This is a genomic window from Vreelandella gomseomensis, from assembly GCF_031451645.1.
In the GTDB taxonomy this organism is placed as follows: domain Bacteria; phylum Pseudomonadota; class Gammaproteobacteria; order Pseudomonadales; family Halomonadaceae; genus Vreelandella; species Vreelandella gomseomensis.
The window spans coordinates 276,965-288,883 of the sequence record NZ_JARWAI010000001.1; the positions used below are offsets into that span (position 1 = coordinate 276,965).

Genomic DNA, 11,919 nt, shown 5'->3' on the forward strand with positions numbered 1-11,919 from the left:
CCAGGGATGAGACGCATGAAGAAAAGCTTGAGGCTTAGTTCAGCAGTTCTCTCACCTGCTTGATGCCTTCGCGAGCGAGCTGCACCGGGCGGGAATCGCTGAGGGTCCAGGCGGCCATCGAGCCATCGTACATGGCGATGTTGTCGAACTCGGCGACTTCGCTGAGCACAAACCAGTCGGTCGCGGCCCAGTGGCCGGTGTTGCAGAAGGCGATCGTGCGCTCGCTGCTATCCAGCTCCACGGCATTGATGCGCGACTGCAGACCCTCAACGTCCAGATAGTAAGCGCCGTTCTGGTCGTTCAGGTGCGACTGATGGGGCAGGCTCTGCGCGCCTGGAATCGTGCCGGCGACCCGCGCCGCAGGGGATTGGTTGTCACCGGCGAAATAGTCGGCGGGCCGGGCGTCGACCAGCTGCGCCTGGCTTTCACGGGCGGCTTCGACATCCTCGGTTGACGCAATCAGCTCCTCGCGGAGCGTGGCATCAAACTCGGCGGCATCGTAAGGCTCAGGCTCGCCGCTTGCCACGTCAAAGCCCTGCTGCTCCCAGCCCGCAAAGCCGCCGTTGAGAATGGCAACGTCGTCGTGGCCGAGGACCTTGAGCGTCCAATACACCCGCGCCGCGCTGCCGAAATCGGTGGCGCCGGTACCCGCGGGCACAATCACCACCGCGCTGTCGTTATCGATACCCAGGTCGCCAACCAGCGTTTCCAGATCGCTCACCTCGGGCATCAAGCCCGCTACGCTGTCGCGGGTTTCGCGCCAGCCGTCATCGGTGTAGCTTGAATAGCGGCTGCCCGGAATGCGGGCCTCGGCAAAGCTCTCGGCATCGCCACCATCGTCGATGGACGAGCGCACGTCCAACACCACCAATTCCTCTTCATCGAGATGCTCGTTTAGCCACTGGGCATCCACCAGCGGCGTCATTTCAAACGGCGTTTCTTCAAGTGCTAGGGCCTGGGCGGAAAACCCCAGGGCGCCGATCAGGCCCAATAGTAAGCGGGACATAAAACCTCCATTGCGGTCGCGAGCAACGCTCATCGACCTGAGTAAAACAGGAAAAAGAACGATTGGTACATTAATATGATAATGGGTGATATAAAACCATTATTAAAATGCTTTTTTGGCATAAACGTATAGATAAACGCCCCAATGGTCGTGGCATCGGTGCGAGGCTTGCTTTTGGCAATTGCTGAAAATCATGTGTAAGCAATCGCGCTGATCCACCACTCACTGGTAATGACCCGACAAGGAGCCCGGTATGAGCGCGCACACTACTCCCCCACCACGCTTCTGGCTGAGCGGCAAACGCCATGCCGAGCAGGATGTTTTTTTCCGCCAGACGCTGGAAGCCAAGGGCTGGCAGCAAGGCGACGACGCGCACTGGCAGGCAGCCTGGGTGACCGGCATGCCGCCCAGGGCGGCATTCCAGGCGACGTCTCCCAGCCGCGTGATGAACCACATTCCCGGCAACGCCGCGCTCACGGTCAAAAGCCGCCTGCATGCGGGCTTGAAGGCGCTGCGTGACCGCACCCGGCACCACTTTGGGGAGTTGCACCCCAACACGAAGCGGCTTAATTTCTTCCCCCGCGCCTATGAAATGCCCCACGACTACCCGGCGCTGGTCGAAGACGCCGCCGCGCATCCCGATAAGCGCTGGATCCTGAAGCCGACCAATGCGTCCAAGGGACAAGGGGTTCAGGTGTTGCGCGACCCGGTCCGTGCCCCGCTGGAACCCAACTGGCTGGTGCAGGAATACGTTGCCAACCCGCATACCATCCGCGGCCACAAGTACGTGCTGCGCCTGTATATGCTGATCGCCAGCATCGACCCGCTACGCGTGTATCTCTACGACCAGGGCTTTGCCAAGCTGGCCTCGGCGCCGTGGAGCCCGGACGACATCGACAACCCCTTCAGCCAGCTGACCAACCCCGACATCAACGCGCTCAACCTGGACGCCGAGATTCCGGTGGAGTTTATCGACCTTGACCGCTATCGCCACTGGCTTCGCGAACAGGGCCACGACGACCAGGCGTTGTTTAGCCAGCTGCAGGATCTGGCCACGCTGACCGCGCTGTCCGGCGTCGAGGCGATGCGCGCCCGCTCCCGGGAAGACGGCGCCGACCCGCGGGGCTGCTACGAGCTGATCGGCCTGGACTGTCTGGTCGACGACCAGCTAAAGCCATGGATTCTGGAGTGCAACCTGAGCCCTTCGCTTGGCACCTGCGCCAAGCCCGAGCACGGCGGCGTAGTCGAAGAGGCCGTCAAAACCGGCCTGGTGCAGGACATGATCGCCCTGAACGGGCTTGATCAGCCGCCCCGCGACGAGGCCACCTTCGATGCCGCGGCGCTGGCGGCCGAGCGTGAACGGGCGGGTGGCTTTGTACCGCTCTACCCGACCCGGGACGGCCATCGCTACCTGCCCTTCGTCGGGCTACCCAGCCTTGCCGATTACCGGCTGGCGACCGAGCTCGCTCCGCTGAGCCTGTCTTTCCACGGCCAGGGCGTCAGCGAGCTGATCGACGACGATCGTCTGGCGCTTTATCACCACCCCAGCGGGCACTATTTTCAGCTCAACGACAGCGCAGCGCTGATCTGGCTGCTGGTCAGCGACGGCGCGCCGATCAAAAGCGTAATTGAACAGCTCCAAGAGGCAAGCGGCGGGCAGGTCGATACCGACACCCTGTCCAGCGATCTGTGGGCGACGCTCTCGCTATGGTGGCAACATGGGCTGCTGGCGCCCGGGGATCGCGACATTTCAGTGCCCGACACGACATCTTCCGCTCGCGAGCGTCCCGCCACCTGGCGCGGTACGCTGTTCTTCGATCAGCGCCGCTGGTCGATCAGCGCGCCCGAGGGCCCCGTGTCAGCCATGATTACCGAGACACTGACGCCGCTGCTGGACACCGACGGCAACACCGCCGACACATCACTGCATGTCCTGGAAAGCGCCAACGGTTATTGCCTGACCAGCGACAGCCGGGTGATTCGCTCGCGCCTGCGCCTCGACGACATCGTCCCCGCCATCACCCAGCACTGCCTGTCCCACGCTGCCAGTAACGGCCAGCTGGTGCTCGATGTCGCCCTGCTGAGCCGGGCGGAGGGGCACGTCGTCTGCGTTGTGCCCAACCAGGCGCCTGCCCAGGCAATGGACACGCTGACAACCGTGGCGGCGCATCATGGCCTTGCCCTGACACGCGGGGCACGCCTCTCCCTGCCCGCACCGAACACCCTGGAACCGCTTAATCTACCGCTTGAGGATGCCGGGTTCCTGTTTCAGGAACGCGGCCCTTGCGTTGGGCTTTTATGGCTTGATGACGCCCCGAGCGACAGCTCCGAAGCACCGTCGTCGCTCGAATTGCTCGGCGCCCTGCTGCCCAGAGCCCTGGAAACAGCAGACCATCAACAAGGATTAAGCCCTGATGCTTTAACGGCGCTGCAGCATATGGCCCAAGGCTCGCATTGCGCGCGGCTGGCCAGCACGTCAGTTGATGCTGTTAACCAGTGGCTTAAACAGACACCACTTTTACCCTCTTCCCAGGCCGCGGTATAGCGGCAGGAAGTCGCGCCATCTGGCGCATTTGCTTATGACACTATTAAGGAGAAGCCTCATGTCTCAACACGAAGCGAAACGTCGTTTACTGAGCCGCCTTGGCCGCCGGTTCGGCTATACCGCCCCTGCCCTGGCGCTGGTCGCGGGTGGTCTGGCCTTTCAGGCCCAGGCCGACGAGCCCACCGAAGGATTCACCTCGATGCAGGAAGCGCCCATGATGCTGGCCGAAGGTGGCTCTGAGGGCGAAGCTGAAGCGGAAGGCGAAGGTGAAGGCGAGGGAGAAGCAGAAGGCGAAGGCGGTGCCGAAGCCGGCTAACACCGGCCCTGCCCGTCAAACTAACTGCTTCTGTGCCGGTGTACGCACCGGCACACTTCACCGGGAGGCTAATGACCATGTCGACATCATCACTGTCGCCACTGATAGACGAAAACGTGCAAACGCTCGCGCAACTCGCCCAATTGCTTGGCCGCGTCTCGGCACACGACTACCAGCGCCCGCTTGGCGCCAAGGGTACTCAGTCGCTGGGCAAGCACGTTCGCCATATCCTTGAGCACTACCAAACCCTGCTGGATGCCTGCGCGACGTCATCTCCCCAGACGATCTTTGACTATGAAAATCGCCTGCGGGAAGCGGCGCTGGAAACCCAGCCCGGCTATGCGGGTGACCGTACTGAAGCGCTGCAGGCGGGGCTCACGGCATTGGCGACCATGCCACACGATGCCGCTCTGACGCTGAACTATCCGGTTAAGGGTGACGCCGACGATTCGGTAGCACTGCCCACCAGCCTGGGCCGGGAGCTGGCGTTTCTAACCAGTCACAGCATTCACCATATGGCGCTGCTGGGCCTGCTCTGCGAACAGCTGGGCATCGCGCTACCCGAGCACTTCGGCGTTCACCCATCGACGTTGCGTTACTGGGCGCGGTCATCAAGTCAGAAAGAACTGTCCGCTTAGCCGACTTGATAGTTATTCCAAAGACCGCGCTGACGATAACGTCTTGAGGCGCGCATCCACTCTCGAACTCAGCATGGGTTTTGCCAGCAGGAAACCTTGAAACTCGTCTACGCCAAGCGTTTTGAGCAGCGCATATTCTTCTTCTCTTTCAACGCCCTCGGCGAGTACGATAATCCCCATGGCATGACCCAGCGTGACAACGGCCCGGCAGATCGCCTGGTTATAGGGTTTGTCGGGCAAGTCGGTGATAAATTCCCTGTCGAGCTTAAGCCGCTGGGCAGGTAAATCGCGCAGGTAGGCCAACGATGTGTGGCCTGTGCCAAAGTCATCCAGTGCAATATCAATGCCGATCTCGCGTAGCCGTTGTAACTGCTGGCGGCCTTGGCTGATATTTTCCATCAGGCTGCTTTCGGTCACTTCAATTTCCAGGTCATGGGCGGGCAGCTTGTAGCGCGCCAATAGGGTTTCTATCAGCTCAGGCAGCTCGGGGTCATGAATATGCTCGGCCCCCAGATTGACCGCCACGCGCAGCGGATAGCCGATTTGTCGCCACTTGGCCGCTTGGGCACAGGCGTGGGTTAGCGCTAACCGACCAATGGGCACAATCAAGCCACTTTCCTCCGCCAGAGGAATGAACTCACCTGGTGATACCATGCTGCCATCGGGTTGTGGCCAGCGAATCAGGGCCTCAGCGCCGACCGCCACACCCTGCGAATCGAACTGGAGCTGGTAGTGCATCAAGAGGATATCGTTTTGAATAGCATCTTTTAAGGCGGTCAAGCGCTGATGGCGTTGGTGCAGGTGAGCGTTGAGTTCATGAACGAAAAAGCGGTAGCGCTGCTGACCCTGTCGCGCTTGGTGGGCGGCCAAATGGGCATGACGTAACAGCTCACGCGCATCTTCTCCGTCTTGCGGGCCCAGGGCGATACCCGCTGCCATCTGACACTCGATGCGCTCACCGTCGACGTCAAGGGGCTCGGCCAGGCTCTGGAGCCATCGCTCAACGCCTGCTGCCAAACGGGAAAGCGACTCCGTATGCGGCAGTAGCACTGCAAAGGTATCACCGTCCAAACGGGCCGGGGTGGCTGCCTCGTCCACCTGCTGGCGTAAACGCTCTGCCAGGACAATGAGCACCTGATCACCGCCCTGGTGACCCAGCAAGCTATTCACCAGGCGAAAGTTTTCCAGATCCAGCACTATCAAGGCGAACCCGCGTTTGTGGTCAGCACGGCGATAGACTTGATCAACACGGTCGTAAAGCACATGCCGGTTGATTAAACCGGTCAGTTCGTCGTAGTGGTTACGCTGCTCTAACGCATGCTCATAGGCTTTTCGGTCCGTAATGTCAGTGCCGTAAAGATTGACATAGTTGGCATCGACAAGGGGGTTCAGCGTCAATAACAGCCAGCGCTGTGCCAGGTAACACTCTTCTTCAACGAGCTCTCCGCTTTTCAACGCGCTATCGACACGCGCTTGCCAGGCCGAGGGGACTCGCAATTGCCGGGGTGTGTCATCGTTTGGCGCATCGCAACGCCAGTGATCGAGCAGCGGACGGGCAGCACTATTGGCATAAAGTAACTCCCCGCGCTGGTCGATGCGCAGCACCGGCTGACGATTCTCCTCGGGAAACCGGGCAAGGCTTGCCACAAGCGCCTGGGCTTCGCGGCGCTCGGCAATTTCCTGGCGTAGCCGACGGTTGGCGTCCGTCAGCGCCTGGGAGCAGTTGGCCATGTGCCGAGAGAGATTGAACCAGTTACGCCACGCCATTTTGGGCTCCCGATGCAGGAAGCGCAGGCGATGATTCGGGCAGCGTGGGCACGACAGGATGGGCGACGCGACTGAGCTCCAGGGCAAGCTGGTGATTGCTGGCTGAGCGTTCGATCGCTTTTTGCGTGTCATCCAGTACCTGCTCCAGGTCACGTATGACACCTCGGGTTGCCTCCACCTGCCGCATCGCATGACCAGCTGCCTCATCGGCGGCGCCAGTGGCATGGTCGATCGCCGTCGAGACCGTTTCGACGCCGCGCTGACCGGCCTGGCTTTCGGCTTCGAGCGCGTCGATTTGCGCCTGCAGCGCCTGCATCTTCTGCTTGACGTCGGTTGTGGTAGCGGAGAGCGCATCCAGCCGCTGATGAATATCATTAGCCGCGTTGGCCGCGCTGTCTGCGAGCTTATTGACCTCCATCGCCACGACGGCAAAACCGCGACCGGCTTCTCCCGCTCTTGCGGCCTCTACCCGCGCATTGACGGCCAGCAAATTCGTTTGGGTGGCGATGTGCTGAATGCTGGCCGCCATGCCTTGAATATCGTCAAACTGCTGGCTGAACGTGGCCACCGCGTCAGCCGTTTGCTGCGTGAGCGAACGTCCCTCCGACATGCCATCGGCAACATGCTGAATACGTGTATTCACATCGGCGGCGTCATGGTTGGCCTGGCGTAGCGTTTTACAGCTCTGTTCGGCTGTCACTTGAAGGTGCTCGGCCTCTTTTCCCGTCCCACGACTGTGGGAAAGCACCTGCTCGATGAAGGCATGGCGCTGTTGAGAGGCCTGATTCACCGTATGGGCGTTATGGGCAATCTTGTCGGCAAGTCCGGCAATGTCGTCAAACCGGTCGGCCTGCCGTTGGCTGGTGCGGCCAAAGTGCTGCTTGGCGCCGGAGGCGCCCAGCCATGACACGCAGAACGGAACTAGCATGGTCAAGGCAAACTGCCAGACACTGAAGCCGCTTAACGCCCACAGCGCTTCAAATTGATTGATCACTGTCAGCACGGGCCCAACGACCAGTGCCGTTTTCAGAGCCCGATGCCAAAGTGGCGGATGACTATCGCTCTGGGCGTTGTGATTTCCCCAATGATGTACGTCTGCTGCCGACATAAGATCCCCTTACTGTGCCTTCAAGTGCCGAACCAGGTCATGGAATGATCGTTCCCGATCATAGTGTACGACGGTTCAAGAGCTTTGTATTTATTTATGAGCCTCTGCTCAATGGGACGACCGACGCCTGAAACGACCACTCGCTAGCAGCTTGCCGCTGCTGGCTCATCCATCAAGCTATAAACCGTAATGGCGTTGGTCTCGCCAGGCGGTTCGACCACCTCTTGATAAAAGGAGGATAACGAACGTATCTGGTCGTCAGGCTCAGCAAAATGCGCCAGCAGCCGAACCCTGTCCAGAACGTCGGTTCCCTCCGCGCCAATGACCCCTTGCGTTATCAGCATGTCCTCTAACTGCTCGATGCCAGACTCGACACCCTCGACGCTCTCGAAAACCTGAAAGTAGGTATTCCCCTGTTCGTCCTCCCCCACCTTGATGGGGTGGTCGATGATATTGACCTGCGTGTTAATGGGCACTGCATCAAAGACGGACTCGATATCCTCGGGGTACATGCGTATACAGCCACGACTGGCCCGCATGCCGATACCGTCGGGCTGGTTCGTGCCATGAATCAGATAGCCGGGGATATCCAGCAGGATGGCGTACTCGCCGAGCGGGTTATCGGGTCCGGGAGGCACGATCTCTGGCGGTGGGTCACCCCGCTCGGCCGCTTCCTGACGCATCGAACTGGGCGGATACCAGGCCGGCTGTTCCAGCCGCATGGTGGTCTGGGTAATGCCCAGCGGTGTATCGTACCCCTCTCGCCCAATGCCGATGGGGTAGGTCGCCACGCGCGACGGCTGCCCTTCGTCCGTCTCGGGATAATAGTAGAGCCTCAACTCGGCAATGTTGATCACCACCCCCTTGCGCTCGACGTCCGGCAGGATATGCCGTCGCGGAATCGTCACCGAGGTTCCTTCGCCGGGCACCCAAAGACTGACATCCGGGTTGGCGGAGCGGATTTCCTCGTAGCCCACCTTATGTTCCCGGGCGATATCCAGCAGCGTATCGTCTTTATTGGCGATGACTTCGTAGTCCTGCCCAATCAGGTCGCCCTGCGCCGGTATCGCATAATAACCGTCCGCATTCGGGTCTGGCTGGGCCGTGGCAATCCCGGGAAGCATCACCGCCCCCACTATAAGGGCGATATAAGTTCGCTTGGGGGCATACTCAGGATTTACGGGTGTGCACACTCGGCTCATGGGTTTTCTTTACTCGTCATTTCAGGGTGGATGTGTAATCTCGGGATATTGCGCAACCAAGCGTGTAGTAACCATTTCAAAAGTCATGTCAAAGACGGCGCCTTCGCCTCTCGCCAATGCAACCGGTGAGGGTCAAAACCATTCGCCAAGCGCGGTTTGATAATGTCGAAATAGGGCGAGAGGTCAAAATCTCGCGGGGTGAACAACGAATAATGGCGCTGCGTCATCAACTGATCGCTGCCGTCAGCCTTCGATGCTGACGATGCATCACCTTCTTCGATGGGCAAGACTGGATAAAATACCGACTGGAACGCCTGGGCGATCAGCGTTGAGCAGATGGCGCGGGTAGGATCACCGCTTCCCAGCGTCAGAAAGCGCTTTCGAAAGCGCTGCGGCACGGGTGGCAGGGGGAAGAAATAACGCCCAAGGTCAACAATGTTGTGCAGGTCGTATCGCTGTCCAAGCCGCTGGCCAACATACGCCATCAACGCCGCTATTTCGCTGTCGTGTAAACCGACTGGACGGCAGATACGCAAATGACAGCCCTGAAACTCGTCCAGCCCCACCAGACGAACGCCTTCCGCCACGTCGGCCTCGATAAAGCATTCCTCTCCCTGAGCACCAAGGCGCCGGGCTTGATCGGCGCCCAGGTATAGTGCCGCATGGGACCATGACGACTGGGTCAGGTATTGGATGACCACGCTCAGTCGTGATGATCCCTCAACGAGCAAGACATCGCCGGGCTGTAACAACGACGCCAACTGCTCATTGCTTGGCCCCGCACTCAACTTGTCATGGCGTGGGCAGGACAACCAGCAACTCATCATGTAACCCATGCGATGCAGTACTGCTTTCATCTCTGCCCCTCCCGATCTTATTCCTTACTGGTTAGTGGAGTGGCACCTCAGAACTTTACAATTTTTTTCTCCTGAATCGGTTATCTGGATTTTTGGCGTTGACCATTGTCATTTATGAACCAATTGTTCCATAATCAAGGAGCGCAATGCAGCCATGCTGCATCAACTGATTGTTTATCGATCCAAGGAGAGCGAAATGGCCGATTTTCCATTACATACCGCCGATAGCGCACCCGAAGCAGCGCAAGCGAACCTGAAAGCCGCCGAAAAGAAAATGGGCTTCTTGCCGAACATCTTTGCCAAGATGGCCGAGGCGCCGACGCTTCTCGAAGCCTATATGACCCTTGACGGCATCTATGCCAAGACCAGCCTGAGCCCGGTGGAACAGCAGGCGGCCCTGCTCGCCATCAGTGCCGATAACCACTGTGCGTTCTGCGTCGCCGCCCATACCGGTGGCATTAAACAAGCCGGTGCCGACGACGAGACCGTCAAGGATCTGCGCGACCGCAAGACACCCAGCGATGCCAAGCTGGCTGCCGTGACGCGCTTTGCACGCCACTTGAACGCTCAGCGTGGCTGGGCCGAGCAAGCCGAGCTGGATGCCTTCCTCGAAGCAGGTTTCACCCATCAGCAGGTGCTGGAGCTGGTCATTGCCTGCGCGCTGAAAACACTCTCGAACTACACCAACCACCTTGCCGGCACACCGCTCAACGAAGCGCTCAAGCCGCTTGCGTGGGAAGCACCCGCGTCATAAGGGATCAGAGGCGAGTATGAGCATGAACACTTTTCTGCTATCAGACCTTGTCGTTGAGGACTAACGTGACAACTGCCACGCACTCACCCGATGAACATATTGCGGCGCTGCGACCCAAACTCGTCGCCTTTGCTCGCCTACAGCTTCGCGATAATGCGGCGGCCGAGGATACCGTGCAGGACACGCTGGTCACCGCACTGGAAAAGCACGATACCTTTGGCGGACGTTCCGCGTTTGAAACCTGGGTCTTTGGTATTCTCAAGAACAAGATACTCGAAAGACTCCGCCAGCAGGGTCGTTACGTGGCATGGCAGAGCGACGACCAGAGCGACGAAGACGCGCTGGACAGCCTGTTTCAGGACAATGGACGCTGGCAGGCGACGACGCGACCCAAGCCCTGGGGCGAGCCCGACCAGGTGCTCGAAAACAAGGCCTTCTGGAAAGTGCTGGATACCTGCCTGATCGCACTACCGGACAACACCGCCCGCGTGTTCACGATGCGTGAGCTGATGGGGCTTTCAACACCGGAGATCTGTGAGGTTCTCGAGATCACCGAGGCCAACTGCTGGGTCATCCTGCACCGCGCGCGACTGAAGCTGCGCCACTGTATCGAAAAAGGCTGGCTGGCCTGAAAGGAACCTGGCCTGGAGCGCACTGAACATGAGACAGCCATCAGCAATGCGTAACGATTCATCATGTCTGGTGCCATGCCTGCCGATATTCGCGAGAGGGTTATTGTATGATCATGTGCCGTGAAGCGACGCGCCTGATGTCGTTAAAACAGGACAGAGCGTTGACACTTCGCGAGAGAGCGTCGCTCCGTTTTCATCTATCCATGTGCGGTGCCTGCCGCGCCTGTGCGCGTCAGTTCGATCTTCTGCATGCCATTGGCGACCACCATCCTGCGGCGTTAAAAACCCCGCCGACGTCCGATGATAAGCAGACGCGCGAGGAGTAACGCCGTGCGCCCATTCCATCACGCGATAGCGATCGCAGGCCTGGTGCTCGCCAGCGACACAGCCATGGCCGAGATCCGCCTGACGCCCAACCAGATCATGACCTGGCCCACCCGCAGCTTTGACGGCGAGACGCGCTACGCCATCGTCGACAAAGACGGGACGCAGGTCATCGAAGCCCAGTCCCGGGGGCAGGCATCTGCGCGCTACCTGGAGCGCGAGATCGACCTGGACGAAACCCCTTACTTGCACTGGTGCTGGCAGGTGGATTCCACCTACCAGGGACTCGATGAGACCACCAAGGCGGGCGACGACTACCCTGCCCGCGTCTACGTGGCCCGCAAAACGGGGCTGCTCCCCTGGCAGGTACAGTCTGTCAACTACGTATGGTCGTCCACACAAGACGCCGGCAGCACCTGGACCAATGCGTTTACCGACCGCGCCGAACTCATGGCCCTGCAAGGCGGCCCATCGAAAGTCGGCGAATGGGTCGCTGAAGTACGCAACGTGCGTGACGACTTTGCCACCTTGTTCGGTGACGCCGTGACCGCCGTCGACGGGGTCGCCTTGATGAGCGACGGCGACAACTCAGGCAATGATGCCACCGCTTGGTTCGCCCAACTGGGCTTTTCCTCCAGCAACACCCCTCCCCCCTGCCCCTGACCTCCTCTGGCAAGCGTTGAATGTTCAGGCAGGCTACAGGCAAATGAAGGCGTAAATTCTTTAGCTTTTAACCATAGACATATTTACTATAAAGAAGACTCATGCTG

The 11,919-nt window shown here is 59.7% G+C and carries 12 protein-coding genes; 7 read left to right on the top strand and 5 right to left on the bottom strand.

Going from position 1 to position 11,919, the window contains the following annotated elements; all coding sequences use genetic code 11:
• Positions 1-34 precede the first annotated feature (34 nt).
• Positions 35-1,006, bottom strand: a complete 972-nt coding sequence (locus QC815_RS01160) for a sulfurtransferase (RefSeq protein WP_309766504.1) — start codon at positions 1,004-1,006, stop codon at positions 35-37.
• A gap of 253 nt (positions 1,007-1,259) precedes the next feature.
• Between QC815_RS01160 and QC815_RS01165 the strand changes: the two genes are divergently transcribed.
• The 3 genes from QC815_RS01165 to QC815_RS01175 all read left to right on the top strand — a co-directional run bounded on the left by QC815_RS01165 (position 1,260) and on the right by QC815_RS01175 (position 4,505).
• On the top strand, positions 1,260-3,551 hold the full coding sequence (locus QC815_RS01165; RefSeq protein ID WP_309766506.1) for a PqqD family peptide modification chaperone: 2,292 nt from the start codon (positions 1,260-1,262) through the stop codon (positions 3,549-3,551).
• Positions 3,552-3,609: 58 nt separating this feature from the next.
• On the top strand, positions 3,610-3,867 hold the full coding sequence (locus QC815_RS01170; protein ID WP_230446043.1) for a hypothetical protein: 258 nt from the start codon (positions 3,610-3,612) through the stop codon (positions 3,865-3,867).
• A gap of 77 nt (positions 3,868-3,944) precedes the next feature.
• Positions 3,945-4,505, top strand: a complete 561-nt coding sequence (locus tag QC815_RS01175; protein WP_309766509.1) for a DinB family protein — start codon at positions 3,945-3,947, stop codon at positions 4,503-4,505.
• A gap of 12 nt (positions 4,506-4,517) precedes the next feature.
• On the opposite strand, the gene QC815_RS01180 is transcribed toward QC815_RS01175, so the two are convergent.
• The 4 genes from QC815_RS01180 to QC815_RS01195 all read right to left on the bottom strand — a co-directional run bounded on the left by QC815_RS01180 (position 4,518) and on the right by QC815_RS01195 (position 9,439).
• Entirely contained in the window at positions 4,518-6,272 is a 1,755-nt protein-coding gene (locus tag QC815_RS01180; protein WP_309766511.1) for a putative bifunctional diguanylate cyclase/phosphodiesterase, read from the bottom strand.
• The gene (locus tag QC815_RS01185; protein WP_309766513.1) at positions 6,259-7,380 is read right to left on the bottom strand and encodes a methyl-accepting chemotaxis protein; all 1,122 of its coding nucleotides are present in this window, start codon (positions 7,378-7,380) and stop codon (positions 6,259-6,261) included. Before QC815_RS01185 ends, QC815_RS01180 begins: the two co-directional genes overlap by 14 nt.
• Positions 7,381-7,523: 143 nt before the next feature.
• On the bottom strand, positions 7,524-8,504 hold the full coding sequence (locus QC815_RS01190; protein ID WP_309766515.1) for a L,D-transpeptidase family protein: 981 nt from the start codon (positions 8,502-8,504) through the stop codon (positions 7,524-7,526).
• 161 nt (positions 8,505-8,665) lie between these two features.
• Positions 8,666-9,439, bottom strand: a complete 774-nt coding sequence (locus tag QC815_RS01195) for a YiiX/YebB-like N1pC/P60 family cysteine hydrolase (protein ID WP_309766517.1) — start codon at positions 9,437-9,439, stop codon at positions 8,666-8,668.
• Between the two features lie 154 nt (positions 9,440-9,593).
• Between QC815_RS01195 and QC815_RS01200 the strand changes: the two genes are divergently transcribed.
• The 4 genes from QC815_RS01200 to QC815_RS01215 all read left to right on the top strand — a co-directional run bounded on the left by QC815_RS01200 (position 9,594) and on the right by QC815_RS01215 (position 11,812).
• Positions 9,594-10,193, top strand: a complete 600-nt coding sequence (locus tag QC815_RS01200; RefSeq protein ID WP_309766519.1) for a carboxymuconolactone decarboxylase family protein — start codon at positions 9,594-9,596, stop codon at positions 10,191-10,193.
• Between the two features lie 65 nt (positions 10,194-10,258).
• Positions 10,259-10,825 carry a sigma-70 family RNA polymerase sigma factor gene (locus QC815_RS01205; protein ID WP_309766521.1) on the top strand — a complete coding sequence of 189 codons (567 nt, stop codon included), beginning with the start codon at positions 10,259-10,261 and terminating at the stop codon, positions 10,823-10,825.
• Positions 10,826-10,932: 107 nt separating this feature from the next.
• Positions 10,933-11,151: a zf-HC2 domain-containing protein gene (locus tag QC815_RS01210; RefSeq protein WP_309766523.1), complete on the top strand. Its 219-nt coding sequence runs from the start codon at positions 10,933-10,935 to the stop codon at positions 11,149-11,151.
• 4 nt (positions 11,152-11,155) lie between these two features.
• The gene (locus tag QC815_RS01215; protein WP_309766525.1) at positions 11,156-11,812 is read left to right on the top strand and encodes a DUF3047 domain-containing protein; all 657 of its coding nucleotides are present in this window, start codon (positions 11,156-11,158) and stop codon (positions 11,810-11,812) included.
• Positions 11,813-11,919 lie beyond the last annotated feature (107 nt).

Excerpts from the sequence above, each read along its gene's own strand:
- QC815_RS01160 (WP_309766504.1), bottom strand. The coding sequence starts at position 1,006 with ATGTCCCGCTTACTATTGGGCCTGATCGGCGCCCTGGGGTTTTCCGCC.
- QC815_RS01165 (WP_309766506.1), top strand. The coding sequence starts at position 1,260 with ATGAGCGCGCACACTACTCCCCCACCACGCTTCTGGCTGAGCGGCAAA.
- QC815_RS01170 (WP_230446043.1), top strand. The coding sequence starts at position 3,610 with ATGTCTCAACACGAAGCGAAACGTCGTTTACTGAGCCGCCTTGGCCGC.
- QC815_RS01175 (WP_309766509.1), top strand. The coding sequence starts at position 3,945 with ATGTCGACATCATCACTGTCGCCACTGATAGACGAAAACGTGCAAACG.
- QC815_RS01180 (WP_309766511.1), bottom strand. The coding sequence starts at position 6,272 with ATGGCGTGGCGTAACTGGTTCAATCTCTCTCGGCACATGGCCAACTGC.
- QC815_RS01185 (WP_309766513.1), bottom strand. The coding sequence starts at position 7,380 with ATGTCGGCAGCAGACGTACATCATTGGGGAAATCACAACGCCCAGAGC.
- QC815_RS01190 (WP_309766515.1), bottom strand. The coding sequence starts at position 8,504 with ATGCTTCCCGGGATTGCCACGGCCCAGCCAGACCCGAATGCGGACGGT.
- QC815_RS01195 (WP_309766517.1), bottom strand. The coding sequence starts at position 9,439 with ATGAAAGCAGTACTGCATCGCATGGGTTACATGATGAGTTGCTGGTTG.
- QC815_RS01200 (WP_309766519.1), top strand. The coding sequence starts at position 9,594 with ATGCTGCATCAACTGATTGTTTATCGATCCAAGGAGAGCGAAATGGCC.
- QC815_RS01210 (WP_309766523.1), top strand. The coding sequence starts at position 10,933 with ATGATCATGTGCCGTGAAGCGACGCGCCTGATGTCGTTAAAACAGGAC.